The sequence below is a fragment of the Niveispirillum sp. SYP-B3756 genome (genome assembly GCF_009495745.1).
Lineage (GTDB): Bacteria > Pseudomonadota > Alphaproteobacteria > Azospirillales > Azospirillaceae > Niveispirillum.
Genome location: NZ_WIDQ01000004.1, coordinates 37555 through 62405 on the forward strand (window position 1 = coordinate 37555; position 24851 = coordinate 62405).

Sequence of the window (24851 nt, forward strand, 5' to 3'; positions counted from 1 at the left end):
GGCAGGGAAGGCTCCCACAATCGTTGGCGTAAAAATGCTTGTCTCCGGTATAGAAAACACACCTCCCCCGACCGGATGGCTTGTGCCGTGCCTGAATTCATCACCCCCGACATTCTGGCCTTCCTGGTTGCGGCCGCTTTTACCGCCGGTTTCATTGATGCCATTGCCGGCGGCGGCGGCTTGATCACCATCCCCGCCCTGCTGTCGGCCGGCATCTCCCCGGCGGCGGCGTTGGCCACCAACAAATTGCAGGGCAGTTTCGGCACGGCCATGGCCACCTTCACCTTCTGGCGCGCCGGCCAGATCGAACTGCGGGCCATGGCTTTCCCGGTTGCCTGTGTGCTGGTGGGGGCGGCGGCGGGCACCGGGCTGGTGCAGCATGTGGGCGGCGGCTTCCTGATGGCCCTGATTCCGTTGCTGCTGGTGGCCATTGCAGTTTATTTCCTGCTCAGCCCGCGTGTGGGGGATGTGGAGGCGCAGGCCCGCGTCAGCCTGCGTGCCTTCAGCCTGACCGTGGGGCTGGCGGTTGGTTTCTATGATGGTTTCTTCGGGCCCGGCACCGGCAGCTTCTTCGCCCTGGGCTGTGTCGCCCTGCTGGGCATGAATATGCGCCGGGCCACCGCCAATACAAAATTGCTGAATTTCACCAGCAACATCGTCAGCCTTGCCGTCTTCGCGCTGGGTGGGCAGATACTCTGGCTGGTCGGGCTTGCCATGGCGGGTGGTCAGGCGGCGGGGGCCTTTCTGGGCTCCCATGCCGCCCTGCGCTTCGGCGCCCGGCTGGTGCGGCCGCTGCTGGTGATTGTCTGCCTGGGCATGACGGTGCGGCTGGTGGCCAATCCGGACCACCCGCTTTATGCTTGGGTCCGGCAGCTGTTCTGACCCGGCTTTGCCGCTGGTGTAATACCAACGGTCATCATTCATGACCGTTGGTACGGCGGCGACCGCCGCCGCGCCGCTCGTGCGGCGTAGCCAAGCCAGCGGATGCTGGCGCCGGCGATTGAGGGGCGCGAAAGCGTGACCTTCGGTCATGATTTCGTGCCGAGATGATAATTCGTGAGGCCCCATGCTGGATTTGACTGACAGCCAGATCGAACGCTATGCCCGTCACATCATGCTGCCCCAGGTGGGCGGGGTGGGGCAGTCGCGCCTGCTTTCCTCCTCCGTTCTGGTGGTGGGGGCAGGGGGCTTAGGCGCACCGCTGCTGCTCTATCTGGCAGCTGCCGGCGTGGGGCGAATCGGTATCGTCGATGATGATGCGGTCGATCTCTCCAACCTGCAGCGGCAGGTGATCCACGACACAGCCGGCATCGGCGTGCCCAAGGTGGAGAGTGCTGCTGCCCGCATCCGCGCCATCAACCCCGATGTGGTGGTGGAGCCGCACCGGCTGCGGCTGAATGCCGGCAATGTGCTGGATTTGATCGGGCGCTATGATCTTGTGGCCGATGGGACGGATAATTTCGCCACCCGGTTCCTGTTGAATGATGCCTGCCATCTGGCCGGGCGCACGCTGGTCAGCGCCGCCATGCTGCGATTCGAGGGGCAACTCTCGACCTTCAAGTCCCACCTGGGGCACGCCCATCCCTGCTATCGCTGCATTTTCCGCGATCCGCCGCCGCCCGGCACGGTGCCCACCTGTGCGGAAGGTGGCGTGCTGGGCGCGCTGGCCGGCTGCCTGGGCAGCCTGCAGGCGGTGGAGGTGCTGAAGGAACTGCTGGGCATTGGCGACAGCCTGTCCGGTCGGCTCTTGCTTTATTCGGCGCTGGAAACCAGTTTCCGTACCATCAAGGTTCGCCGCGACCCGGAATGTCCCACCTGTGGCGACCCCCCGCTTTACCGCGATCTCTCGCACCACCCCTCCCCGAAATGAGGCTTTTCCCATGCCCCAAGGTTCGCAAGGCCTGGCGCTGATCGTTCAGGCCGGTGGCTATGACCGCGTGCATTATGCCCTGGTGCTGGCCAGTGCGGCGGCGGCTACCGGGCGGCCGGTGACCCTGTTCTTCACCGGCCGCGCCCTGCCAGCGCTGCTGGTTGGCCAGGGCTGGCGGCGGCTGGATTTCTCCGACGATGGCACCAGCCCGGAGGCGCGCGACGCCACGCTGGCCCATCGCGGCGTGGCCACGATGGAGGAATTGCTGACCGCCTGCGCCGAACTGGGCGTGCGCTTCCTGGCCTGTGAAATGGGCTGGCGGGCGCTGGGCCTGCGGGATGTCAGCATCCGCCCGGACCTGTCGGTTGAAACGGCGGGGGTCGTCACCCTGCTGGGTGCCGTCCCGCCGGATCACCATTTGGTTTATGTGTGACGCTGGCGCTGCTGCGGCGGCTGTGTTTCAGCCACTGCAATCGGCATTGGCGGAGGGATAGGCGGTATTCATGATCCATTTGCCGGCGGTGCCGCCATCCTTCACTTTCTGGGAACTGTTGTAATAGCCGAAATTCACGGCCAGGACCGTGATGTTCTGGGAAGCTGTACAGGCACCGTTGGCATCCACGGCGGTACAGATGGAGGCTTTGGTGCCCTGCCAGCCGCCCAGCCGGTCTATGGGAACGCATTCGGATTTGCTGCCCCCGGCTCCCCCGCAATCGGCGGGGGCCGGCTTCTTGCCGTCATTCACCGTTTTCCATTTACTGAACAGGTCGGTGAATTGCTTCCAGGTGGCAAAACGACTTTTGCCGACCTCGGTCGGCTGGCCGACGATGTGAATGGAAACGTGCCCTCCCATGTTTTTATTGTCCGCCAAACTTTTCACGCTGGCTGTCACGCTGTCGGTGATACGGCAGTCCTTGGCCTGTGCGCCGCTGGTGATGCAGAGCATCAGGCCTGCCGCGATAATCCATTTTGTGATGTTCATTCGGCCTCTCCGGGTTTTGATGGGACTGTCACTCAGCCTGTCCCAGTTTGGCGGTCGGATACCTGGACGTGTTGATGGAGCTTTGGGCCGATTCGATGGTTCTGCGTACCTCAAGCAGGCGGGCTGCCGTACTGCCCTGCTTGCCGCACATCTCGCCCCTTTGGCCAAAGCCCTTTTCCCCTGTCGATTCGCGCGATAGGGTCGCCGCCTGTTTTGCCGCTAAGGAACGGGTTCGGGTGATGGCGAAGGATATAGAGACGGCCGCAGTAACGATGGTGCCGCCAACGGTGCCGCTGGTGGGGCGTGTGGCGCCGCCGGGGTCGAAATCCATCACCAACCGGGCTTTGCTGCTGGCAGCTCTGGCCCGTGGCACCAGCCGCCTGACCGGGGCGCTGAAAAGCGATGATACCAAGCATATGGCCAACGCCCTGCGCCAGATGGGTATCGGGGTGGAAGAACCGGATGACACCACCTTCATCGTCACCAGCCCCGGCCATCTGACAGCGCCGCAGGGGCCGCTGTTCCTGGGCAATGCCGGCACGGCTACCCGCTTCCTGACCGCCGCCGTCGCCACCGTGGATGGCAGCGTGGTGGTGGATGGGGATGAGCATATGCGCAAGCGTCCCATCGGCCCGCTGGTCACGGCCCTGCGCGCTTTGTCGGTGGATCTGGAGGCACCCAGCGGTTGCCCGCCCGTCACCGTGCGCGGCAAGGGGGCCCTGCCGCCGGGCCGGGTGGAGATTGATGCCGGCCTGTCCAGCCAATATGTCAGTGCCATCCTGATGGCGGCGGCCTGCAGCAGCGGCCCGGTGGAGATTGTGCTGAAGGGCAGCGAGATCGGGGCGCGTGGTTACATTGACCTGACCGTGGCGGCCATGCGGGCCTTTGGCGCCAGCGTGGAACAGCCCGATGCCGCCACCTGGCGGGTACAGCCGACCGGATATCGTGCCGCCGATTATGGGATCGAGCCCGATGCCTCGGCTGCCACATATCTCTGGGCGGCGGAAGCGCTGACCGGCGGGCGAATCGATCTGGGGGTGCCGGCCGATGCCTTCACCCAGCCCGATGCCAAGGCCCAGGCGATCATCGCGCAGTTTCCCGACATGCCGGCGGTGATCGATGGCTCGCAGATGCAGGATGCCATCCCCACCCTGGCCGTGCTGGCCGCCTTCAACAACAAGCCCGTTCGTTTCGTCGGCATCGCCAATCTGCGGGTCAAGGAATGCGACCGGGTGCGGGCATTATCCACTGAACTGGCGCGAATCCGCCCCGGTCTGGCCTGGGAAGAAGGCGATGACCTGATCGTTGCCGCCGACCCGTCCCTGGCGGGGCAGACGCTGGCCACGGAAATCCACACCTATGCCGACCACCGTATCGCCATGAGCTTTGCGCTGGCCGGGTTGAAGCTGCACGGCATCACCATTCTGGACCCGGCCTGCGTCGGCAAAACCTATCCGGGCTATTGGCGTGCCCTGGCGTCGCTGGGGGTGACGTTGGTGGACCGCAATGCCTGAATTGCCCGAGGTTGAAACCGTCCGCCGGGGCCTGGCCCTGAAGCTGGAAGGCAGGGTGCTGGTGCGGGTGGACCAGCACAGGCCCAACCTGCGCTTTCCCCTGCCAGCGGATTTCGCCGCCCGCCTGACGGGGCGGCGGGTGCTGTCGCTGGACCGGCGGGCCAAATATATCCTGATCCGGGTGGATGGCGGGCTGGTCTGGATGATCCATCTGGGCATGTCCGGCAGTATGGTGGTGAAGCCCGGCCCCGCCGGGGCCCCCGCCGCGCATGACCATCTGGTGTTCCATACCGATGATGGTTGGGTCGTCACCTATAATGACGTGCGCCGATTCGGCTTCATGGACCTGTTCGACGAATCCGGGCTGGATAGCCACCCGATGCTGGCCGCGCTGGGGCCGGAGCCATTGGGCAATGGTTTTCATGGGGCCGCCTTGTCGGAGCGGCTGGCGGGCCGCCGCACCCCAATCAAGGCCGCCCTGCTGGACCAGAGTGTGGTGGCGGGGCTGGGCAATATCTATGTCTGCGAGGCCTTGTTCCGCGCCGGCATCGCCCCCACCCGGCTGGCCAACAGCGTGGCCGGGGCTGATGCCGAACGGCTGGTGCCGGTCATCCGCGATGTGCTGGGGGAGGCGATCGCCGCCGGCGGCTCCACCTTGCGTGATTTCGTGCAGTCCGACGGGGAACTGGGCTATTTCCAGCATAATTTTCGTGTCTATGGCCGAGAGGATGAGCCGTGCGTCACCTGCGGCCATGATGGCGCGCCGGAAGGCCGCATCCACCGCATCGTGCAATCCGGCCGTTCTACCTTCTTCTGCCCGCGCTGCCAGCGCTAGGCTGGGGAAGCGCCTGGAATCATGATTGAATCCTCGCTGAATCTGGACTCAGCGGCTTTCAATCATGCGCCTTACAACATCTGTCTTATGCACAGGCATGACTTGCATCTGCTTTGCCGGTTGCAGTAGGGTGCCACCCGAACATTACCGGGGATTCGGTAGGGCAGTCGCCAGTCAAGCAAGTTTGGCATGGGCGGCCTGTCTTCACCCGCTTGACGGGTTGCCGGACCCCCTGTATAAGCGCCGCTTCCTACGGCACATCCAAGTTCCGCGTGAAGGTTTTCCATGGCCAATCATAAGTCCGCTGAGAAGCGCATCCGTCAGACCGCCCGCCGGACTGAAATCAACCGCGCCCGCGTCAGCCGCATCCGTACCTTCCTGAAGAAGGTTGAGACCGCTATCGCGACCGGCGACAAGTCCGCCGCCGCTGAGGCTTTCAAGTCCGCTCAGCCGGAGCTGATGCGCGGCGCGAGCAAGGGCGTTCTGCACAAGAACACCGTTTCCCGGAAGCTGTCCCGTCTGTCCAGCCGCATCAAGGCGCTGGGCTGATCGGCTGTTGCCGTAGCGTAACCCGCGCGGTGGTTTCACCGCGCGGCTTGTGCTGTCTGTATATCGCGTTATCGGACAGGGTTACGCTTGGCTTTAGCTGAATTCGTGGTTGATCGCCTCGGGCTTTCGCGCACGAATTTTGCTTTTTTGCCCGTTCTCTTTTCAGTCCCGTTGCGGCTTGTCCGCCGCACCTCTAGCATCGTGAACGCGTTAATCAACGCGATAATGGATGCGGTGCGGATGGGGGTGGAGAACTTCCGGCCGCAAAATGTCGGGGGCAACGCGATAATGAACGATGCATATCGTTCAGAGTCCGGCGAACCGGACCATTGCCAAATACTTGACATGCCACCTGTCCAAAAGAGGTAACCCTGATGGGTTCCTTGATAGGAAGGTCGTGTTTTTTGCCAGGGCGGCATTGAACATTGGCGCGGGATATTTTCAGATTGTCGGTCTGAAACATTCCGTTGGCGTCAATAAATTGCCGGCGTGGTGTCGCTGTTCTTTTGCGCATTGGGGCTGTGCTCCCCTGTGCGGAAGAGGTTTTGTCACGTTGCCCCCGCTTCATATCGGGTGCAGGGTGGGCAGGGCGGCGTGATGGGAATGGCGGTCGGATTGCAGCCGGGGCAATGGCTGGGATCGCGTTGGGGACATGACGGTATCGGGCCTGATGGGGCGGTGCCGCATGGGCATATGGGCTTGGGTGGGAGCATTGGTCGGATGTCGGTGCAGAGTTCGCTGGATCAACAGTGGGCACGGGTGCGGGGCCGTCTGAAGGATGAGGTCGGTGAGACCGCCTATCGCAGCTGGCTGAAGCCGCTGACGGTGGGGACCTTCGATGGTGGCCAGATCCGTATCCTGGTGCCGACGCGTTTCATGCGCGACTGGATCCGCACCCACTATGCCGACCGTATCCGCGCGCTCTGGTCGGGTGAGAATCCCGGCGTGCAATCGGTTGAAATCGTCGTCGCTGCCCCGACCCGGACGGAGCCGGCCGTCAGTGACGCCGCCGCTGCCCCGCTGGCCGACAGCGCCGGAGAGCCGGTGGCCGAACTGGTCATTGAACCGGTACCGGCCAGTGTGACCGGTGGTGATGAACGGGCCGACGAGATGTCGGCCCCGCTGGACCCCCGTTTCACCTTTGAGAATTTCGTCGTCGGCAAGCCGAACGAGCTGGCCTTTGCCGCCGCCCGCCGGGTGGCCGAATCGAACGCGGTACCCTTCAACCCGCTGTTCCTTTATGGCGGTGTCGGTCTGGGTAAGACCCACCTGATGCATGCCATTGCCTGGGCGATTCGCAAGAAAGACCCGTCGCGCCGCGTGATCTATCTCTCGGCCGAAAAATTCATGTACCAGTTCATCCGCGCCCTGCGCTTCAAGGATACGATGGCCTTCAAGGAGCAGTTCCGCTCCGTGGATGTGCTGATGATTGATGATGTGCAGTTCATCAGCGGCAAGGACAGCACGCAGGAAGAATTCTTCCATACCTTCAATGCCCTGGTGGACCAGAACCGCCAGGTCATCATCAGCGCCGACAAGAGCCCGTCGGACCTGGAGGGCATGGAAGAACGCCTGCGTTCGCGTCTGGGCTGGGGGCTGGTGGCGGATATTCATCCCACTACTTATGAACTCCGCCTGGGCATTCTGCAGCAGAAGGCCGACCGGATCGGCGCCAAGATTCCCATCAAGGTGCTGGAATTCCTGGCCCACAAGATCACCAGTAATGTGCGCGAGCTGGAAGGCAGCCTGAACCGCATCGTTGCCCATGCTGAACTGGTGGGCCGCGCCATCACCCTGGAATCGGCGCAGGACGTGCTGCACGATCTGCTGCGCGCCAGCAATCGCCGGGTGACGATTGAAGAAATCCAGAAGAAAGTGGCGGAACATTTCAATATCCGCCTCGCTGATATGAGCAGTGCCCGCCGCGCCCGCGCCGTGGCCCGCCCGCGTCAGGTGGCCATGTATCTGGCCAAGCAGCTGACCCAGCGCTCCCTGCCGGAAATTGGCCGCAAATTCGGCGACCGCGACCACACCACGGTGATGCACGCTGTGCGCAAGGTGGACGAATTGTGTGGCACCGACCCCGCCTTTGCGGAGGATGTGGAACTGCTGCGCCGGATGCTGGAAGGCTGAGGCGCTGCGAGCGCCCGCGCGCCTGCCAGAGGCAGCGCCCGGCACCCGAGGGAATGCGAAACCCGCCTTGATCGGTCACGATCAAGGCGGATTGGCATTAAAGCCCCAGCACATCATCCATGTTGTAAAGCCCCGCCGGCTTGCCTGCCACCCATAGGGCGGCGCGCACGGCACCGCGGGCGAATATGGCGCGGCTGCCGGCCTTGTGGGACAGTTCCAGCCGTTCGGCCTCCGTGGCGAACATCACCGTATGGTCGCCCACCACATCGCCGCCGCGCAGGGTGGCGAAACCGATATCGCCCGGCTTGCGGGCCCCGGTATGGCCGTCGCGCACGGCATCCTTCACGGTGGCCAGATCAACGCCGCGCCCCTCTGCCGCTGCCCGGCCCAGGGCCAGGGCGGTACCGCTGGGGGCATCCACCTTGTGCTTGTGGTGCATCTCCACAATCTCAATATCCCAATCCGGCCCCAGCGTGGCCGCTACCTTGCGCACCAATCCTGCCAGCAGGGTGACGCCCAGGCTGAAATTGGCCGAGACCACCAGGGGGGCCTTGGCAGCGGCCTGCGCCAGCCGGGCATGATCCTCGGCGGAAAGGCCGGTGGTGCCGACAATCAGCGCCGTGCCATGGGCCACCGCCAGATCGGCATGGGCCAGTGTGGCGGCGGGAGCAGTAAAATCAATCACCGCATCGGCGGCGGCGAACAGGGCGGCGGCATCATCGGTCAGCACCACGCCGGCTTCATCCAGCCCCACCAGCGTGCCCAGGTCGCGGCCCAGGGCCGGGTTGCCAGGCCGTTCGGTGGCGCCGGCCAGGATGGCGCCTTTGCTGCCCAGCACCTCGCGGATCAGCATCTGGCCCATGCGGCCCGCGCCGCCAACGATCCCGATACGCATCTGCCTGTTCCCATATCTGATGGCAAAACCGGATCAGGGCATAGCACAGGGGGCTGGCCGGATCAGCCCCCGGAAAGGCAATCCACCAGTGCCTTGGCGTTGAAGCGCATCAAGGCCGGGTACAAGGCCGGGCCTTCGGGGATGTTCGCCCCTTCCGGGTCCAGCGTGCCGGTGCGCACGGCAGAGCCTTCCACCAGCACCTTCACCAGCGAGGGTTCAAACTGCGGTTCAGCGAAGACGCAGACGGCCTTGGCATCGCCGATGGCATGGCGCAGCTGCGACAGGCGGGCGGCCCCCGGCCGCTGGTCCGGCGTCACCGTGACGGCACCGGCGGCGGCAAGGGCATAACGGTCTTCCAGATAATGATAGGCATCGTGGAAGACGATGAAGGGCCGGTCCTTCACCGGGGCCAGTTGGGCCGCCAGTTCGTTATCCAGCGCCTCGATGGCGGCCACCTGCTTTTGCGCATTGGTGCGGTATGTCGCCGCCCGCTCCGGGTCCAGCTTCACCAGATTGTCGGCCACCGCCTGGGTGATGGCGATCGCATTGCGCGGGTCCAGCCAGATATGGCCGTCGGTGCCGGTGGCAGCGTGATCATGGTCATGGTCGTGCTCATGCGCGTGGGAATGATCATGCGTCTCCCACACCCCGCCAGCCCGGCTGGGCAGCACGCGCACGCCATCCGCTGTGGCCAGCGACAGTTTCACGGCCCGGCCCCCAAGCGCTGTCAGCGGCTTTTCCAGGAAGGTTTCCAGCGCCGGCCCGACCCAGACCACCAGCTCCGCCCCGTTCAGCGCCTTGGCGTCAGAGGGGCGCAGGGTGAAATCATGCGGGCTGGCGGCACCCCGCACCAGCAGATAGGGCGTGCCCACCCCTTCCATCACACCCGCCACCAGCGCGTGCAGCGGCTTCACACTGACCACCACATCCGGCGGCGGGGCAGCCATGGCCGGCACGGCCCAGAACAGGGCAGCAACGGGCAGCAGGCGAAGAAAGCGGCGGGTAAGCATGGGAATAACCGGACATCAACAAGGAGAAGACATAAGTTGTTATATTATAACATTTGTCAAGCCATGGGGATTGGCGTAAACCCTGCGTCCGGTGCAAAGCGGCCACCCGCCGGCACCCTTTCCCCTGCGGCACGCGTCGGCCCATCTGGTCGGTTCCTGCCGCCTGTTCAACCGGAGTAGTGCCCTTGTCCCCCCCGCCCTTCCTGCTGCAATGCGATGCGCTGACCGTGCGCCGGGGGGAACGCGCCGTGCTGGACAATGTGTCCCTGACGGTGCGGGCGGGTGAGATCGTCACCCTGATCGGCCCCAACGGGGCCGGCAAGACCACTTTGGTGAAAACCGCCTTGAGGCTGGTGAAGCCCGACCAGGGGAGCGTGCGCCAACGCCCCAACCTGAGCATCGGCTATATGCCACAACGGCTGGCGGTGGACCCGACCCTGCCCTTGACGGTGCGGCGGTTCCTGGCGCTCTGGTCCAAGGCGGATGCCGACACCATGCGCGCCACCCTGGCAGAGGTGGGCGCCACCCACACCTTCGACCGTGCCATCCAGACCCTGTCGGGCGGGGAGGCGCAGCGCGTGCTGCTGGCCCGCGCCCTGCTGCGCCAGCCCGACCTGCTGGTGCTGGATGAACCGGTGCAGGCGGTGGATGTGCATGGCCAGATTGAACTGTTTGAGCTGATCGGCGATATCCGCAACCGGCGCGGCTGCGGCGTGCTGCTGGTCAGCCATGATCTGCATCTGGTGATGGCGCGCACCGATACGGTGATCTGCCTGAACCGGCATGTCTGCTGCCATGGCAAGCCGGAGGATGTGTCGCGCCATCCCGAATATGTCGCCCTGTTCGGCCGCCATGCCGAGGCGCTGGCCATCTATCAGCACAGCCATGACCATGCCCATGCCGATGATGGCTGTGTGGTGCCGGCGGGGCTGGAACATACGGCCCATGCCGACCATGCCGCATCCTGTGATCATGACCATGGGCATGGCCACCATCACCACGGGGACCACCGGCATGGATGATTTCCTGATCCGCGCCGGGGCCGCCGGCGTTGGCCTGGCGCTGCTGGCCGGCCCGCTGGGCTGTCTGGTGGTCTGGCGCCGCATGGCCTATTTCGGGGATACCCTGGCCCATTCCGCCCTGCTGGGCGTGGCGCTGGGCTTTCTGGCCGGGATTGATCTCAATATCGGCGTCGTTGCCGTCTGCCTTTGCATCGCCGTGGCGCTGACCCTGTTACAGGAACAAAGGCGGCTGGCATCCGACACGCTGCTGGGCATCGTCTCCCATTCCACCTTGTCGCTGGGACTGATCGCGCTGGCGGCCATGCAGACGGTGCGGGTGGACCTGCTGGCCTATCTGTTCGGCGATATATTGGCCGTCACGCCCGCTGACCTGATCGCCATTTGGGGCGGCGGGGTCGTGGTGCTGGCAGTGTTGGCCTTGGTCTGGCGTCGCCTGCTGGCCCTGACGGTGGATGAGGATCTGGCAAGGGTGGAAGGGGTGCCGGTGCGCTGGATCAGGCTGGCCTTCACCTTGTTGATCGCCGCCACCATCGCGCTGGCGATGAAGATTGTCGGCATCCTGCTGGTGACCTCGCTGCTGATCATCCCCGCCGCCACGGCGCGACGCTTTTCACGCTCACCGGAAATGATGGCCGTGCTGGCCGCCCTGGCCGGGGCGGTATCGGTGCTGGGCGGGCTGGCCGCCTCGCTCTATGCCGACCTGCCCAGCGGCCCCGCCATCGTCGTCACCGCCGCCTGCCTGTTCCTGGTGGGGCATCTATTACCGGGGGCGCGCCGGGGCTGACAGCCTTGCCATCCTGTCTGGTTGGCTCAGCCCCGCAGCCGCCGGCCTGCCACCACGGCCCCGCCGACGATCAGCAGGCAGGCAGCCCCCACCACCCAGCTTGGCGTGGCGCGGCCGGCCAGGATCAGCAGGGCGGTGGACAGCAGCGGCGTGGCATAGGAAAGCGCGCCCAGCGTCTGGATATCGCCGCGCTTCACCCCATGGTCCCAGACGAAAAAGGCCAGCCCCACCGGGCCGATACCCATGGCCGCCACCACGGCCCAGCCCCAGCCCTGCGGCCAGACCGTCACCTCAAACAGCAGGTGGCAGAGGCCAGACAGGGCAGCCGTGGCCAGACAGAAGAAACTGACAATCTCCGTCGGCACCGCGCCGAACCGGCGGGATAGCACCGAATAGCCGGCCCAGGTGACCGCGCAGGCAATGGCGGAGAGATATCCCGGCAGATATTCCGCCTTTACCGCCAGCCCCGCCCCGCCGGTGACCAGCAGCAAGGTGCCGGCCAGCCCACAGCAGGCCCCCAGCACCTGCGCCCGGCCCAGCCTCTCACCGGGCAGCAATCCGGCAAACACCACGATCAGCAGCGGCCAGAGATAGTTGATCAGGTTGGCCTCGGCCGCCGGTGCGGATTGCAGGGCCAGGAAATAGAGAAAATGATAGCCGAACAGCCCGCCGATCCCCAGCGCCCAGACCGGCCAGGGCTGGCGCAGCAGCGGGGCCAGCGGCCGGCCCAGCACCAGCAGCAGGCAGAGGCTGACCAGACCGCCGACGCCGAAGGACAGCGACACCAGCAGAAAGGGCGGCACCGGCCCGGCCAGGGCTGTCAACAGCGCCAGGGTGGACCAGATCAGGATGGCGCTGGCCCCCACCAAGGTAGCGCGGCGCAGGGCGGGGCCCTTGGCCCCGGCAGTAATCGTGCTCATGCCGGCAAAGGCTCCAGTACCCGGTGCTCCACCTGGGTGGACAGCAGCATCACGCAGTGGGTGGCACCATATTCGGCCAACTGGGTCAGCAACCGGTCCAGATGATGCACATCGCGCGCACCGATGCGCAGCAGATAGCTTTCATCCCCCGTCACCTGATGGCATTCCAGCACCTCCGGCCGGTTGGCGGCGAATCGTACCAGCGCCTGATCCCGGCCCGGCAGGATGCGCAGCCGGACAAAGCCGTTCAGCCGCAGCCCCAGGGCGGCATGGTTGACCTCCGCCCGGTAGCCCTGTATCAGGCCCGAGGCTTCCATCCGGCGCACCCGCTCCGCCACGGCCGGGGCGGTCAGCCCCACCTGGCGGGCCAGATCGGCGAAAGATTGCCTTGCATCGCGCTGCAGCTCCCGCAGCAGGTGCAGGTTGATCTCGTCCAGCGGGTCGTGTGCGGGGGGATGTCGGTCAGGCATGATTGTCATCCTGCCTTAACCAAAACCACCTGTCATGCGTCAGCGTGAAGGTGATGTGACAGTGCCGTGACCCTGTTGCAGGAGTGCGTCGATTGCTGGAAGAAATGGGCATTCTGTGGCGGGGGGTGGTGCTGGGCCTGATCATTGCCGCCCCTGTCGGCCCCACTGGCCTGTTATGCATCCGTCGCAGCCTGGAACGCGGGTTGGCCACGGGATTTGCCACCGGCATCGGGGCCGCCATCGCCGATGCCGGCTTCAGCGCCATCGCCGCCTTTGGCATCACCGCCGTGCTGGATATCATCACCGGCAATATGCTGGCGCTGCAGATTGTCGGCGGCTTGTTCCTGCTGGGTGTGGCGATTCATAGTTTCCTGCGCGATCCCAAACCGCTGACGGCGGTGCCGGTGGCTGGCAACCTGCCGGCTTCGGTGGCGACGGGCCTGTTGTTCACCGTTACCAACCCGGTGACCATCCTGGGCATCGGCACCATTGTGGTCGGTTTCGGCCACACACGGGGGCCGGCGCAGGATGCCACGCTGGTGGCGGGCATCTTTCTGGGATCGCTGCTCTGGTGGGCCATCCTGTGCGGCGGCGTCACCCTGCTGCGCCGCCGGGTGACGGGCAACACCGTGCACTGGATCAATATCGGCACCGGCATCCTGCTGGCAGGATTGGGGCTGTATACGCTGGGCAGTGTGGTGCGGGCGCTGATTTGAAGTCCGTCTAAAATTTCCTCTGCCTTTCCAGTCCCTTAACCGTCATTCCCGCGAAGGCGGGAATCCATACGACAGCACAGATTTTGGATTCCCGCCTTCGCGGGAATGACGGTAGTGAAAAGGCAAAGTTTCGGAAAAACCGATAATTTCCCGGACAGACGCTAAGCGGCTGGAGACTTGTTCTCCATTTTTCATCCACCATCACCCTGGCCGCAGCACAAGTGATGGTGGATGTAGCGTCAGCGACGCTTGTGTGGGGCCGAAAGCCCAGCCTCTCATCAGCCCTTCAGCACCAGGGTGGACCAGTCACCCAGGCGGAAGCGCTTCACCAGTCGCAGGCCCTGGGCGCGGTGGGCGTTGATGACCAGCGGTTCCTGCCGATGCAGCAGACCGGACAGGATGACGGTGCCGCCGGGTTGAAGGTGGCGGCGCAGGCTGGGCGACATCCGGGCCAGCGGGCGGGCCAGGATATTGGCGACGATCAGGTCGAACTTGCCATGCCGGCGCACGGCCTCTGCCGCATAGCCATTGGCGGCATAGAGCTTCACCAGCTTGTGCACCCGGTTCAGCTTGGCATTTTCCTGCGCGATCTCAATCGACAGTTCGTCAATATCCACGCCGATCACCGGCACATGGGCCAGCTTGGCCAGGGCAAAGGCCAGGATGCCGGAACCGCAGCCCATATCCAGCGCATCCTTGATGCGCCCCTTGGCGGCCAGTTCGGAAATGGCGCGCAGGCAGCCCTGGGTGGTGGCGTGCTCGCCCGAGCCAAAGGCCATGGCCGCTTCGATCTGCAGCCCCATCTTGCCCTTAGGCACCGGCTTCTTATGGTGGCTGCCATGGATGAAGAAGCGGCCGGCCGTAATCGGCGGGAAGCTGAGATAGGTCTGTGTCACCCAATCGATGGAGGCCAGCGGCTCCTTGGTCATCTCCGGCTCGGCGATGCCATGGGCAGCGGCCAGCACGGCCAGCTTCATGCCGATGCGGCTGGTGTCAGGCTCGTTATAGGAGGTGCATTCGATCAGCCACTGGCCGCCTTCCTGCAGCTCAAAGGTGGAAACGGCATCAACATGCGGTTCCACCATATCGGCGAAAACGGGGACCAGCGCCTCCGGCACTTCGAACGCGACACGCCACATCGGCTGCATGAAACTCTCCGCCCCTGGTCCGGGATTGTCTGGTGAATGGTTGCAAGATGCCTGTTCTAGCTTGCGCGCGCGGTGCCTTCAATGCAGCTTTGCCGCAGGCGTGCCGCGCCCTGATGGCGGATCAGGTCATGGGTTGGGAAAATAAGGTTAATAATTCAGGAACTTGACTGTCAAAATCCTGAAACGCTTCCCTGCTATCGCCATGCTGCGCCGCAATATAAACCAAACAGCGGCGTCGCAAGGGATGCCACATCATGACCGACAAGCGCCTTCTGGCCGGCACCGCGCTGGCCCTGTTGTTCGCCGCCACGCCGGCTTTGGCCCAGAACACCACGGCCACCGATGCGACCCAGGTGGCCGATGCGGCCGAAATGATCGACGAGATTATCGTTTTCGGCCGTGGCGAGGCCCGGCAGGTCCAGGGTGTGACCGCCGCCGCCATCGCGCTGGAAGCGCCGGGCACCAGCCCACTGAAGGCGATCGACAAGCTGCCGGGCGTCAGCTTCCAGTCCGCCGATCCGTTCGGTGCCTATGAATGGTCGGCCCGCATCAGCATCCGTGGCTTCAACCAGACCCAGTTGGGCTTCACCCTGGATGGGGTGCCGCTGGGCGACATGTCCTATGGCAACCATAACGGCCTGCACATCTCCCGCGCCATCAGCTCTGAAAATGTCGGGGCGGTGACGGTGGCGCAGGGGGCGGGTTCGCTGGCCACGGCCTCGACCAGCAATCTGGGCGGCACGGTGCAGTTCACCTCCCGCGATCCGTCCAAGGATGCCGGCGCCACCGTCGCTGGCATGTTCGGGTCGGAAAATACCGGCCGTGGCTTTGTGCGGCTGGAAACCGGTGAGCTGTCCACCGGTACCCGCGCCTATCTCAGCTATACCCGCCAGAATGCGGAAAAGTGGAAAGGCGATGGCATCCAGCGCCAGGACCAGCTGAATTTCAAGGCGGTGCAGCCGGTGGGTGAGGGCACGCTGACGGGCTGGGTCAACTGGTCCGACCGGCGCGAGAATGATTACCAGGATCTGTCCCTGTCGATGATCAACCGCCTGGGCTATGACTGGGACAATTTCGCCAAGAACTGGGGTCTGGCCGTTCAGGTGGCCGATATCTATAACGGCAATGTCAAGGGCGCCTATCCGGCTCCGGTGCAGACGGTGGACGATGCCTATTACGATGCCGCCGGCCTGCGCAAGGATACGGTCGGCGCGCTGACCCTGAACTACCCGATCAATGATGTGGTGACACTGGACCTGACCGGTTATGGCCACAAGAATGAAGGCCAGGGCGTCTGGTTCACCCCCTATCTGCAGACGCCGGGCGGTGGCCCGATCTCTATCCGCACCACCGAATATGATATTGAGCGGTTCGGTGGCATCGGCGGCCTGACGGTGGAACTGGGCGATCACAAGATCAATGGTGGCGTCTGGTATGAAGATAATGACTTCAACCATGCCCGCCGTTTCTATGGGTTGAACCGCGCCTCGCCGGGCCGTTCCGCCACTCAGTTCCAGACCGGGCCCTTCTTCACCCAGTGGGAATACAGCTTCAACACCAAGACCACGCAGTTCCACCTGTCCGACGCCTGGAAGGTCACCGATGCATTGACCGTCAATGCCGGTTTCAAGTCGGTCAATGTGGAAAACAAGGCCAATACGCTGACGGGCCCGGTGAAGACCGGTTCCATCAAGGCCGAGGATAATTTCCTGCCCCAGGCCGGCTTCCTGTTCGACATCACCAACGAGCATCAGATTTTCGGTTCCTATGCCGAAAATATGCGTGCCTTCGAATCGTCGGGCACCGGTGGGCCGTTCAGCACCACGGCGGAAGCCTTCAACAAGATCCGTGGCAACCTCAATCCCGAATCCAGCCGGACCTTTGAACTGGGCTGGCGCTTCCGGGTCGAGCGGTTCCAGGGCGTGCTCGCCGCCTATGATGTGAAGTTCGATGATCGTCTGCTGACGGTCACCGTCGGGTCCGGCATCCAGGGCCTGCCGCCCTCCTTGCAGAATGTCGGCAGTGTGACGACGCGCGGCCTGGAAGCGGCTGGTACCTATAACCTGACCGATGAAGTGTCGCTGTTCGCCTCCTACACCTACAATGACAGCAGCTATGATGATGATGTGATGGATGGGACGACCACCATCCACACCAAGGACAAGACCGTCGTCAATTCGCCCAAGCATCTGCTGAAGGGCGAGGTCTCCTATGAAGATGGCAACCTGTTCGGCAAGCTGGGGGCGTCCTACACCTCCAAGCGCTATTACACCTATCTGAATGATGGCTCGGTGGACAGCTACGCGCTGGTCGATGCCACCGTCGGCTATCGTTTCGAAGGCGGGGCGTGGCTGGAAGGCATGGAAATCCAGGCCAATGTCACCAACCTGTTCGACAAGGAATATGTCTCCACCATCGGGTCGAACGGTTTCGTAAACACCGACCCGAAGGGGCAGGCGCAGACGATGCTGGCCGGCGCGCCGCGTCAGTTCTTCATCTCCCTGAAGAAGCAGTTCTAATATTCTGTGCCTCAAGCAGCTGTACCAAGCTGCGACGCGTTCACCTCGTCGCAGCTTGGTTTAAGTTCAGCCTATCTTATGGGCGCCGGGGGATGCGTTCCCCGGCGCCTTTCCCATGTCAGGATGCCCCCGATGTCCCGTTCCCCGCTTGATCGCCGCACCCTGCTGACCGGCATGGCCGCCCTTTCCGCCGCTGCCACGGTGGCTCCCCAGGCGAGTGGGCAGATGGTGAAACGGCTGGCACCGACGGCCACGCCAACCCGCATCGCCTTTGGGTCGTGCGCGCATCAGAGCAAGGATCAGCCGATCTGGGATGCCATTCTGGCGGCCAAGCCGGACCTGATGATTCTGCTGGGGGACAATGTTTATCTCGACACCCGCAATGTCGAGGATATGAAGGCCAAATATGCCCTGCTGGCGGCCAAGCCGGGCTTTCGCAAGCTGCGCGACGCCGTGCCCATCGTCGCCACCTGGGACGATCATGATTTCGGCGAGAATGATGCCGGCGCCGATTATCCGATGAAGGCGGAAAGCCGCCGCCTGTTCTGTGATTTCTTCGGGGAGCCGGCCGACAGCATCCGCCGCAGCCGGGCCGATGGCATCTATACCGATTACCTGTTCGGGCCGGCCGGCCAGCGCCTGCAGATCATCCTGCCCGATCTGCGCTGGAACCGCGCGCCGCTGAAGACCATCGATATGGGCGGCCAGGATTATGAAACCTGGGCCAAGGCCCGCCACGCGGCGGGTAAATCCGTGCCCGGTCCCTATGAACGCCAGCCGGAAGAGGGGGCCAGCCAGATGGGCGAGGCCCAGTGGCGCTGGCTGGAAGAACGGCTGGCTCAGCCGGCTGACCTGCGTATCCTGGCCTCCTCGCTCCAGGTTGTCTCCGACTTCCCTGGCTGGGAAGCCTGGATCAACTTCACCCATGATCACCAGCGCCTGATCGCGGCGATTCGCCAGAAACGGGCCAACGGCCTGTTCTGCATTTCCGGCGACACGCATTATGCCGAATTCTCCCGCCTGGACCTGAATGTCCCCTATCCGCTGTGGGACTTCACCTCCTCCGGTCTGACGGAGGTGTGGCCGGTGCTGCCGCCCAACGCGCGGCGGGTGGGGGAGGCCTACCGGTCACAGAATTTCGGCCTGATCGAGGTGGATTGGGCGGCGGGTGCCGTGCAGATCGGCATCCATGATGTGGTCGGCCAGCGGCAACTGGCGCAGGGCCTGCGGCTGGCCGACCTGCGGGTTGGGTGATTACAGCACCAGGATGGCGCGGAAATCCCGTATCCGCGCCTCTGCCGGGGCGGGGGGCAGCAGATCGTTCAGGCTGGCGAAGAAATGCAGGGCTTCCCCCTGATCCAGCAGGCTGCCCGGCTCCAGCCCCAGCGCCAGGGCGCGCGACAGGCTGTCCGGATGCAGCAGGGCCCCGGCCGCCGCGCCCCCACTGTCCAGCCCCTCCGTGTCGGCCGCCAGCGCCCAGATGTCGCGCGCGCCATCCAGCGCCAGCCCCAGGCCCAGCAGATAGGACAGGTTGCGGGCAAGATTATCCTGGCCGCGCAGCCGCTGCGGGCTGGCGCTGGAGAAAATCACCGTGCCCGGCGGTGTGGCCCGCGCCAGATCGGCATGGGGCCGCACCAGGGCCGGGATGCCGGCATCCGGCACCGTTTCCAACTGAATGGCTTCCAGGCCCAGATCGCTGGTCAACGCCATGGCTGCCGACCGGGCGGTGGCAGACCGGTCACGGGTTGGGTGGGACTGCCGGTCGGCACTGGCGGCAAGCGCTGTCTGGTAAAGCTGACGCAGCAGATCGGGTGGCGTCTGGGTCATGGCGTTATTCCTCCATGGCGGGACGGGTTCCCCTGAACCATTCATGAAACACCGGTGACGGGCGTTCGGCTCCGCAAGGCAGGTGTGAGGCCACTGGTCAAAATTCTTGACCAATGGCACGGCGGCGACTGCCGCCCCTTTGCGGGCGCGCGATGATGCGTTAAAGCTGGGGAACCATGCTGGAAGCCCCTCTCGACACCCCCCTGCTGACCGCGGCCGACCCGGCCCCCGTTCGGCTGCTGAACCCGCAATCGGCCAGCCCGATCCTGCTTGTCTGCGACCATGCCGGCAATGCGGTGCCGCAGGCGCTGGGCGACCTGGGCGGGGTGCCGGCGGCGGAGCTGGACCGGCATATCGGCTGGGATATTGGTGCGGCGGCGGTGACGGCGGGATTGAGCCAGCGGCTGGATGCAGCCGCCATCCTCACCGTCTATTCCCGTCTGGTGGTGGATTGCAACCGCCGCCCGGATGACCCGACCAGTATGCCCGCGCTGAGCGACGGCACGCCGATCCCGGCCAATGCGGATATCTCCCCCGCTGCCCGGCAGGCGCGACTGGACGCCCTGTTCCATCCCTATCATCAGGCGATCAGTGCCCGGCTGACGGCCATCCGGCATGGTGGACGGCAGCCCGTGCTGGTTTCCATCCACAGCTTCACGCCGACGATGCGCGGCGCGGCGCGCCCCTGGCATGTCGGGGTGTTGTGGAACCAGGATGGCCGGCTCGCCCTGCCCCTGCTGGCGGCCCTGCGGGCGGAAGGGGATATTGTCGTGGGCGATAACGAACCCTACAGCGCCCGCACTGGCACCGATTATACGATCATCCACCATCCGGAACCGATCGGCATTCCCAGCGTGATGCTGGAAATCCGTCAGGATCTGATTGCCGATGCGGTGGGGGCGGCGGCCTGGGGGGGGCGGCTGGCCCGGCTGCTGGGGCCGCTGCTGGCGGCCCCGACCGTCAGCGCGCCGCCTCAAACGCCCGGAGCAGGCCATTAAAGTCCAGCGCCTGGAGCTGTTGCACCAGCTTTGAAAATTCATTGCTGGAACGGCGCAGCTGTTCTGCATGGAAGTTGATATTGGCCAAGTGATTGGCCAGATGCCCCTGGGGCAGGCGGGTACGCATATCGATGATCATGGGGCCTCCGCTGGCGGGGGAACTCGACATGGCGAAATCATATATAATATCGATATTTTCCCATGATGGGTCCGGCGACAACAGAATTAAGTGGTTAATAGAAGAAAATTCCAAAACTTGTGATGACGCATCGCCTTTTCTTGAAAAGGTGATGAAATCTTAACCAGTTTGACAATGCAGGAGGCAATATGGACAAGCAGACGCAGATGGAACTGGAGGCGGCCGCTTTTCGCCGGCTGGTGGCGCATCTCCAGCAACGCTCGGATGTGCAGAATATCGACCTGATGAACCTCGCCGGATTCTGCCGCAACTGTCTGGCCAAATGGTATCGCGCCGCTGCGGAGGAAGGCGGGCAGAGCTTCAGCTATGATGAGGCGCGCGAGATCATCTATGGGATGCCCTATGAAGATTGGAAGCGCCTGCACCAGCGCGAGGCCACGCCTGAACAGCAGCGTGCCTTTGACAGCAGCCAGCAGGGCGGGGAGCATTGATCATATACCAGCGGTACGAAATCCTGACCGATGGTCACGCTTTTTCGTACCGCTCAATTGCCGGCGGGCGCCTCTGCGCCCTCGGCATGGGCCGCGCGGCGGCAGTCGCAGCATTCCCATCGGTCAAGAATTTTGACCGATGGTATTAATGTCGGGGAAGGGGGCGGCTGATGCCGCCTCCTCCCCTTATCGATCTCGGTCTTTTAAGACCCATTGCGTTGCAAACGGGCCTCCTCCGCAGCACGGCGGGTCTGCTGCCAGGCCTCCAGCGTGCGGCGGAGATTGGCGGCCGCCTGCCGCTGGCGGACGGCGGTCTCCGTCGAGCCGGCGCTCAAGGATTGATAAAGCTCTTCCTCCTCCAGGCAGGCTTCATATCGCAAAAGTGCCTGACGGTCGCGGTCGATGGCGGCGACTGCATCCGTACCGGTGCCGCCATTCAGTTGCGGCATGGTGCAGGGGGAAGGTGCGGCCGCAGCTGCCATGCTGCCCAGCAGAACCATAAAGGCGGTGAAAATCCCGGCGCCCAGTGCCTTGGTGTGTGTCTTCATGCGACACCTCTCTTGTCAACCCGAAGGTAGCAAGAGCAACTGTGGCACGATCCAGGGGCGGGGGACAGCGACTTATTGCAGCGCGGGAACAGGTTGGCGCATTGCAGCGCCGTGTCCGGGGGATGACGGCGGGCAGAAGCCCGACACGCTGTCATCCACCCAGCACTTTAGCCCCGCTGGACAGACTGACGCAGCAGGATGGCCAGCGATGCGGCCGGCATGGCAGGATCACGGGTCAGCAGCGGCAGCCCGGCCGTTGTGGCGGCTTCTTCCACATGCACGGCCAAAACCGGCTCCACCAGCACCAGATCCCAGGCCTTGGGCGCCCGCGCCAGGGCCTGATTGGCCCGGCTGACGCTGTCCACCAGGGTGATGTCACAGCCAAAACCATCCAGCGCCAGCACCAGCATATCGGCATCGCTGGCGCTGGAAACCATCAGCACCCGCACCGTCTCTTTCGGGCTGGACGGGATCATGTCGGCCAGCCGCATCGCCTCCGCCCCGGCCTGCCGGATGCGGCTGGCAAAGGAGCGGCTGTCGCCTTCCGGCAAATCCGCTTCCAGCAAGGTGGCGAAGCCCTGGATGGCGTTGAGCGCGTTGATCAGATCGTGGCGGAAGCCGCGCGGCAACCCGTTGGGGTCGCGCGGCAGATCGGCCGGTACGGCGGCCTTCCCCGTTTCAGCGGGCAAGGCCCAGCTCCACCGCGCGCATGGCCGCCTGGGTGCGGTTCTTTGCACCCAGCTTGCGGCAGAGCCCCCGGATATGCAGCTTCACCGTCACCTCCTCCAGCTCCAGCGCGCGGGCGATCTCCTTGTTGGACTGACCCTTCAGCAGGAAATCCAGCACCTCCCGCTCCCGGCGGGTGAAGGTGCCGTTCAGCGCGTTGCCGTCGGCCTGGGTGGCCGTCTCCGCCATATTCTCCGGCATGAAGACTTCACCGGCCAGCATCCGCTGCAATGCCTGAAGCAGCATTGTGCCGGGCAGGGTCTTGGGCAGGAAGCCGACGGCACCGTGAGCCAGCGCCAGACGCACATCTTCATTCTTGGCTTCGCCCGACATCAGGGCAATCTTCAGGGAGGGATAGCGTTCCCGCAGGCGCACCAAGCCATTCAGCCCGTTCATCCCCGGCATACGCAGATCCAGCAGCAGGATATCGAAAGCGATACCATCATCCAGCGCCTTCAGCGCCTCACTGACGGTCCCCACACCCCTGACAATGGTGCCCGGCGCCTCCCGTTCAAAATGTGAACGCAAGGCATCTCGAACCAGCTCATGATCATCGGCAATCAATAGACGCATCGACATACCGTCCAGCCCTGACCTATCCTTGTGCATATATTACAGGAACAACCGTTTAAGCATAGCCCGCATTTGCCAGTTGCGCATTTTTATACATCTTTCGTCCTGATTGTGAGTCCGCAGAGCAACGGATTGGCACCTTTTGCCACAACCGGGCGCTTTTGCTTTGACTTGAACCGCACGCTGGGCTAACCATCTGTTCAGAAAGCTGCTGGCGCAGCCGTTCCCTGCGGGTTTTTAACCTTTGTGCCCGCCTGCCGTCATGTCTGGCGATGGTTTCATCGCTGTCATGCCGTGCAAGGGGAAACATTCCCGCCAGGGAATGTGGTGGGCGCCTGTTCTGATCCGACCGGTTTGCCCTTTGACCGATTGACCATCGGCTGGGACGTGCCGGTGGTGCTTTCCCCTCCGCAGATATCCCGGCCGATCTTGCCCCCTGTGACACGCTGCACGATCCGACTCCACCCAGATATGTCGCCCGCTGCCGGCCGACCGCAACAAAGGCGGTCTGCCATCCGTTATCGGGAACATTGACTCGGCATGACCGATCCTTGCCGCCGCCCCCAGGGCGGCTGATGGTGGGACGGGTTTCGCCAGCGCGCTCCAGATTATCTCCCTTTCCATCAGGACGATCTTCCGCCCTCCCGCAACCGGTCCCAGGGACCGCCACCATAAGCCCGCGATGAATCTCCAGGAACTCAAGGCCAAGACCCCCGCCGAACTGCTCGCCTTCGCCGAAGAGCTGCAGATCGAGAATGCCGGCACCCTGCGCAAGCAGGACATGATGTTCGCCATTCTCAAGCAGCTGGCGGAAAATGACGTGCCGATCTATGGCGAAGGCGTCTTGGAGGTGCTGCCCGACGGGTTCGGCTTCCTGCGCAGCCCGGAGGCCAATTACCTGCCTGGTCCAGACGATATCTATATTTCGCCCAGCCAGGTGAAGCGGTTCGGCCTGCGTACTGGCGACACGGTGGAAGGCCAGATCCGGTCGCCCAAGGATGGGGAGCGCTATTTCGCGCTGCTGAAGGTCAACACCATCAATTTCGACCATCCGGACAAGGTTCGCCACCGCATCAATTTCGACAATCTGACCCCGCTTTATCCCGATGAACGGCTGAAGCTGGAGATTGAGGTCGATAATAACGGCAAGGGCCGCAAGGACATGACCACGCGGGTCATCGATCTGGTGGCCCCGCTGGGCAAGGGCCAGCGCGCCCTGATCGTGGCACCGCCGCGCACCGGTAAGACGGTGATGTTGCAGAACATCGCCCATTCCATCGCCACCAATCACCCGGAAGTCTATCTGATCGTTCTCCTGATCGATGAACGTCCGGAAGAAGTGACCGACATGGCCCGTTCCGTGCGCGGCGAGGTGGTCTCGTCCACCTTCGACGAGCCGGCGACCCGCCATGTGCAGGTGACGGAAATGGTGCTGGAAAAGGCCAAGCGCCTAGTGGAGCACAAGCGTGACGTGGTGATCCTGCTGGACAGCATCACCCGCCTGGGCCGCGCCTATAACACCGTTGTGCCCTCGTCGGGCAAGGTGCTGACCGGTGGTGTGGACGCCAACGCCCTGCAGCGCCCCAAGCGCTTCTTCGGTGCCGCCCGCAATATCGAAGAGGGTGGGTCGCTGACCATCATCGCCACCGCGCTGATCGATACCGGCAGCCGCATGGACGAGGTGATCTTCGAAGAGTTCAAGGGCACCGGTAACAGCGAAATCGTGCTGGACCGCAAACTGTCCGACAAGCGCGTCTTCCCGTCGCTGGATATCCAGAAGTCCGGCACCCGCAAGGAAGATCTGCTGGTCGATCGTGGCGCCCTGGCCAAGATGTGGATTCTGCGCCGCATCCTCAACCCGATGGGCCCGCAGGATGCCGTGGAATTCCTGGTCGACAAGCTGAAACAGTCCAAGACCAACAACGATTTCTTCGACAGCATGAACCAGTAAAAATCATTGGTTCTGTGACAAGAAAAAGCCGTTGCCGGTTCCACCCGGCAACGGCTTTTTCCTTTTTGTCACCGGGGGCGTGATTTGCATCACGGCGTCCCTGTCTGATCCGGCCTAGGGTCGGTCTATGCCCAGCGGCATGGTTCCAGCGCAGAAGTATAGGGTGGGCCAAATGCCGCTCTGACAGGGTATTTTGGACATTGGAATGTCATGGAACCGGCGCATGATGGC

The 24851-nt window shown here is 63.8% G+C and carries 26 protein-coding genes; 15 read left to right on the forward strand and 11 right to left on the reverse strand.

All coding sequences use genetic code 11. The annotated features are described in order from the left end of the window. Nucleotides 1–87: 87 nt before the first annotated feature. From GE253_RS10005 to GE253_RS10015, 3 genes are all read left to right on the forward strand, one after another. Nucleotides 88–882 (forward strand): TSUP family transporter, encoded by a 795-nt coding sequence (locus GE253_RS10005; protein WP_348770819.1) that lies wholly within the window; start codon nt 88–90, stop codon nt 880–882. Between the two features lie 184 nt (nt 883–1066). Further along, a complete protein-coding gene (gene moeB, locus GE253_RS10010) occupies nt 1067–1870 on the forward strand; it encodes a molybdopterin-synthase adenylyltransferase MoeB (RefSeq protein ID WP_153204006.1) in 804 nt (267 codons plus the stop codon). Between the two features lie 10 nt (nt 1871–1880). Continuing rightward, nucleotides 1881–2303: a DsrE family protein gene (locus tag GE253_RS10015; protein WP_153204007.1), complete on the forward strand. Its 423-nt coding sequence runs from the start codon at nt 1881–1883 to the stop codon at nt 2301–2303. 27 nt (nt 2304–2330) lie between these two features. Here GE253_RS10015 and GE253_RS10020 read toward each other — a convergent pair whose 3' ends face one another. Then, the gene (locus GE253_RS10020; RefSeq protein WP_153204008.1) at nt 2331–2852 is read right to left on the reverse strand and encodes a hypothetical protein; all 522 of its coding nucleotides are present in this window, start codon (nt 2850–2852) and stop codon (nt 2331–2333) included. Between the two features lie 239 nt (nt 2853–3091). Here GE253_RS10020 and aroA point away from each other — a divergent pair, with 239 nt between their 5' ends. The 4 genes from aroA (at nt 3092) to dnaA (ending at nt 7883) form a co-directional block, all read left to right on the forward strand. Further along, a complete protein-coding gene (aroA, locus tag GE253_RS10025; protein ID WP_153204009.1) occupies nt 3092–4366 on the forward strand; it encodes a 3-phosphoshikimate 1-carboxyvinyltransferase in 1275 nt (424 codons plus the stop codon). Beyond that, complete coding sequence (mutM, locus tag GE253_RS10030; protein ID WP_153204010.1) at nt 4359–5201, forward strand: bifunctional DNA-formamidopyrimidine glycosylase/DNA-(apurinic or apyrimidinic site) lyase; 843 nt, start codon at nt 4359–4361, stop codon at nt 5199–5201. Before aroA ends, mutM begins: the two co-directional genes overlap by 8 nt. Before the next feature lie 285 nt (nt 5202–5486). Continuing rightward, nucleotides 5487–5750, forward strand: a complete 264-nt coding sequence (gene rpsT / locus GE253_RS10035) for a 30S ribosomal protein S20 (RefSeq protein ID WP_153204011.1) — start codon at nt 5487–5489, stop codon at nt 5748–5750. Between the two features lie 720 nt (nt 5751–6470). Next, nucleotides 6471–7883 carry a chromosomal replication initiator protein DnaA gene (gene dnaA, locus GE253_RS10040; protein ID WP_153204012.1) on the forward strand — a complete coding sequence of 471 codons (1413 nt, stop codon included), beginning with the start codon at nt 6471–6473 and terminating at the stop codon, nt 7881–7883. A gap of 97 nt (nt 7884–7980) precedes the next feature. Here dnaA and dapB read toward each other — a convergent pair whose 3' ends face one another. Further along, nucleotides 7981–8778, reverse strand: coding sequence for a 4-hydroxy-tetrahydrodipicolinate reductase (gene dapB / locus GE253_RS10045; protein WP_153204013.1), 798 nt, complete (start codon nt 8776–8778; stop codon nt 7981–7983). Between the two features lie 62 nt (nt 8779–8840). Continuing rightward, complete coding sequence (locus tag GE253_RS10050; RefSeq protein ID WP_153204014.1) at nt 8841–9788, reverse strand: zinc ABC transporter substrate-binding protein; 948 nt, start codon at nt 9786–9788, stop codon at nt 8841–8843. A 203-nt stretch (nt 9789–9991) separates the two neighbouring features. Between GE253_RS10050 and znuC the strand changes: the two genes are divergently transcribed. After that, the gene (znuC, locus tag GE253_RS10055) at nt 9992–10810 is read left to right on the forward strand and encodes a zinc ABC transporter ATP-binding protein ZnuC (RefSeq protein ID WP_348770837.1); all 819 of its coding nucleotides are present in this window, start codon (nt 9992–9994) and stop codon (nt 10808–10810) included. Next, nucleotides 10803–11594, forward strand: coding sequence for a zinc ABC transporter permease subunit ZnuB (znuB, locus tag GE253_RS10060; protein WP_153204403.1), 792 nt, complete (start codon nt 10803–10805; stop codon nt 11592–11594). The genes znuC and znuB overlap by 8 nt, the downstream gene beginning before the upstream one ends. A 26-nt stretch (nt 11595–11620) precedes the next feature. Here znuB and GE253_RS10065 read toward each other — a convergent pair whose 3' ends face one another. Both GE253_RS10065 and GE253_RS10070 read right to left on the reverse strand, forming a co-directional pair. Then, complete coding sequence (locus GE253_RS10065) at nt 11621–12514, reverse strand: EamA family transporter (RefSeq protein ID WP_153204016.1); 894 nt, start codon at nt 12512–12514, stop codon at nt 11621–11623. Continuing rightward, nucleotides 12511–12984: an Lrp/AsnC family transcriptional regulator gene (locus GE253_RS10070; RefSeq protein ID WP_153204017.1), complete on the reverse strand. Its 474-nt coding sequence runs from the start codon at nt 12982–12984 to the stop codon at nt 12511–12513. Before GE253_RS10070 ends, GE253_RS10065 begins: the two co-directional genes overlap by 4 nt. 92 nt (nt 12985–13076) lie before the next feature. On the opposite strand from GE253_RS10070, the gene GE253_RS10075 reads away from it, so the two are divergent. Then, nucleotides 13077–13700: a LysE family transporter gene (locus GE253_RS10075; protein ID WP_153204018.1), complete on the forward strand. Its 624-nt coding sequence runs from the start codon at nt 13077–13079 to the stop codon at nt 13698–13700. A gap of 278 nt (nt 13701–13978) precedes the next feature. Here the strand turns inward: GE253_RS10075 and GE253_RS10080 are convergent, their stop codons facing one another. Then, nucleotides 13979–14848 carry a 50S ribosomal protein L11 methyltransferase gene (locus GE253_RS10080; RefSeq protein WP_153204019.1) on the reverse strand — a complete coding sequence of 290 codons (870 nt, stop codon included), beginning with the start codon at nt 14846–14848 and terminating at the stop codon, nt 13979–13981. Nucleotides 14849–15102: 254 nt separating this feature from the next. On the opposite strand from GE253_RS10080, the gene GE253_RS10085 reads away from it, so the two are divergent. Together GE253_RS10085 and GE253_RS10090 are read left to right on the forward strand one after the other, a co-directional pair. After that, the gene (locus GE253_RS10085) at nt 15103–17367 is read left to right on the forward strand and encodes a TonB-dependent receptor (RefSeq protein ID WP_153204020.1); all 2265 of its coding nucleotides are present in this window, start codon (nt 15103–15105) and stop codon (nt 17365–17367) included. Between the two features lie 132 nt (nt 17368–17499). Next, the gene (locus tag GE253_RS10090; protein WP_153204021.1) at nt 17500–18621 is read left to right on the forward strand and encodes an alkaline phosphatase D family protein; all 1122 of its coding nucleotides are present in this window, start codon (nt 17500–17502) and stop codon (nt 18619–18621) included. Here GE253_RS10090 and GE253_RS10095 read toward each other — a convergent pair whose 3' ends face one another. Beyond that, nucleotides 18622–19194: an MOFRL family protein gene (locus GE253_RS10095; protein WP_173012576.1), complete on the reverse strand. Its 573-nt coding sequence runs from the start codon at nt 19192–19194 to the stop codon at nt 18622–18624. It lies immediately after the preceding gene. A 176-nt stretch (nt 19195–19370) separates the two neighbouring features. On the opposite strand from GE253_RS10095, the gene GE253_RS10100 reads away from it, so the two are divergent. Beyond that, nucleotides 19371–20192, forward strand: coding sequence for an N-formylglutamate amidohydrolase (locus GE253_RS10100; RefSeq protein ID WP_153204023.1), 822 nt, complete (start codon nt 19371–19373; stop codon nt 20190–20192). Here GE253_RS10100 and GE253_RS10105 read toward each other — a convergent pair. Continuing rightward, on the reverse strand, nt 20155–20331 hold the full coding sequence (locus GE253_RS10105) for a hypothetical protein (RefSeq protein WP_153204024.1): 177 nt from the start codon (nt 20329–20331) through the stop codon (nt 20155–20157). The two genes, GE253_RS10100 and GE253_RS10105, sit on opposite strands and share 38 nt — an antisense overlap. A gap of 188 nt (nt 20332–20519) precedes the next feature. On the opposite strand from GE253_RS10105, the gene GE253_RS10110 reads away from it, so the two are divergent. Continuing rightward, entirely contained in the window at nt 20520–20822 is a 303-nt protein-coding gene (locus GE253_RS10110) for a DUF1244 domain-containing protein (protein ID WP_153204025.1), read from the forward strand. Between the two features lie 203 nt (nt 20823–21025). On the opposite strand, the gene GE253_RS10115 is transcribed toward GE253_RS10110, so the two are convergent. The 3 genes from GE253_RS10115 to GE253_RS10125 all read right to left on the reverse strand — a co-directional run bounded on the left by GE253_RS10115 (nt 21026) and on the right by GE253_RS10125 (nt 22669). Continuing rightward, nucleotides 21026–21370 carry a hypothetical protein gene (locus tag GE253_RS10115; protein ID WP_153204026.1) on the reverse strand — a complete coding sequence of 115 codons (345 nt, stop codon included), beginning with the start codon at nt 21368–21370 and terminating at the stop codon, nt 21026–21028. Between the two features lie 167 nt (nt 21371–21537). Beyond that, nucleotides 21538–22059 (reverse strand): hypothetical protein, encoded by a 522-nt coding sequence (locus GE253_RS10120; RefSeq protein ID WP_153204027.1) that lies wholly within the window; start codon nt 22057–22059, stop codon nt 21538–21540. Beyond that, a complete protein-coding gene (locus tag GE253_RS10125; RefSeq protein WP_173012577.1) occupies nt 22049–22669 on the reverse strand; it encodes a response regulator transcription factor in 621 nt (206 codons plus the stop codon). Before GE253_RS10125 ends, GE253_RS10120 begins: the two co-directional genes overlap by 11 nt. 682 nt (nt 22670–23351) lie before the next feature. Here GE253_RS10125 and rho point away from each other — a divergent pair. Next, a complete protein-coding gene (rho, locus tag GE253_RS10130) occupies nt 23352–24620 on the forward strand; it encodes a transcription termination factor Rho (protein WP_153204029.1) in 1269 nt (422 codons plus the stop codon). Nucleotides 24621–24851 lie beyond the last annotated feature (231 nt).

Excerpts from the sequence above, each read along its gene's own strand:
- rpsT (WP_153204011.1), top strand. The coding sequence starts at position 5,487 with ATGGCCAATCATAAGTCCGCTGAGAAGCGCATCCGTCAGACCGCCCGC.
- moeB (WP_153204006.1), top strand. The coding sequence starts at position 1,067 with ATGCTGGATTTGACTGACAGCCAGATCGAACGCTATGCCCGTCACATC.
- GE253_RS10015 (WP_153204007.1), top strand. The coding sequence starts at position 1,881 with ATGCCCCAAGGTTCGCAAGGCCTGGCGCTGATCGTTCAGGCCGGTGGC.
- dnaA (WP_153204012.1), top strand. The coding sequence starts at position 6,471 with ATGTCGGTGCAGAGTTCGCTGGATCAACAGTGGGCACGGGTGCGGGGC.
- GE253_RS10070 (WP_153204017.1), bottom strand. The coding sequence starts at position 12,984 with ATGCCTGACCGACATCCCCCCGCACACGACCCGCTGGACGAGATCAAC.
- GE253_RS10115 (WP_153204026.1), bottom strand. The coding sequence starts at position 21,370 with ATGAAGACACACACCAAGGCACTGGGCGCCGGGATTTTCACCGCCTTT.
- dapB (WP_153204013.1), bottom strand. The coding sequence starts at position 8,778 with ATGCGTATCGGGATCGTTGGCGGCGCGGGCCGCATGGGCCAGATGCTG.
- GE253_RS10020 (WP_153204008.1), bottom strand. The coding sequence starts at position 2,852 with ATGAACATCACAAAATGGATTATCGCGGCAGGCCTGATGCTCTGCATC.
- GE253_RS10095 (WP_173012576.1), bottom strand. The coding sequence starts at position 19,194 with ATGACCCAGACGCCACCCGATCTGCTGCGTCAGCTTTACCAGACAGCG.
- GE253_RS10080 (WP_153204019.1), bottom strand. The coding sequence starts at position 14,848 with ATGCAGCCGATGTGGCGTGTCGCGTTCGAAGTGCCGGAGGCGCTGGTC.
- GE253_RS10090 (WP_153204021.1), top strand. The coding sequence starts at position 17,500 with ATGTCCCGTTCCCCGCTTGATCGCCGCACCCTGCTGACCGGCATGGCC.
- GE253_RS10125 (WP_173012577.1), bottom strand. The coding sequence starts at position 22,669 with ATGCGTCTATTGATTGCCGATGATCATGAGCTGGTTCGAGATGCCTTG.
- GE253_RS10110 (WP_153204025.1), top strand. The coding sequence starts at position 20,520 with ATGGACAAGCAGACGCAGATGGAACTGGAGGCGGCCGCTTTTCGCCGG.
- znuB (WP_153204403.1), top strand. The coding sequence starts at position 10,803 with ATGGATGATTTCCTGATCCGCGCCGGGGCCGCCGGCGTTGGCCTGGCG.
- GE253_RS10065 (WP_153204016.1), bottom strand. The coding sequence starts at position 12,514 with ATGAGCACGATTACTGCCGGGGCCAAGGGCCCCGCCCTGCGCCGCGCT.
- GE253_RS10085 (WP_153204020.1), top strand. The coding sequence starts at position 15,103 with ATGACCGACAAGCGCCTTCTGGCCGGCACCGCGCTGGCCCTGTTGTTC.
- GE253_RS10050 (WP_153204014.1), bottom strand. The coding sequence starts at position 9,788 with ATGCTTACCCGCCGCTTTCTTCGCCTGCTGCCCGTTGCTGCCCTGTTC.
- GE253_RS10100 (WP_153204023.1), top strand. The coding sequence starts at position 19,371 with ATGCTGGAAGCCCCTCTCGACACCCCCCTGCTGACCGCGGCCGACCCG.
- GE253_RS10105 (WP_153204024.1), bottom strand. The coding sequence starts at position 20,331 with ATGATCATCGATATGCGTACCCGCCTGCCCCAGGGGCATCTGGCCAAT.
- rho (WP_153204029.1), top strand. The coding sequence starts at position 23,352 with ATGAATCTCCAGGAACTCAAGGCCAAGACCCCCGCCGAACTGCTCGCC.
- mutM (WP_153204010.1), top strand. The coding sequence starts at position 4,359 with ATGCCTGAATTGCCCGAGGTTGAAACCGTCCGCCGGGGCCTGGCCCTG.
- aroA (WP_153204009.1), top strand. The coding sequence starts at position 3,092 with ATGGCGAAGGATATAGAGACGGCCGCAGTAACGATGGTGCCGCCAACG.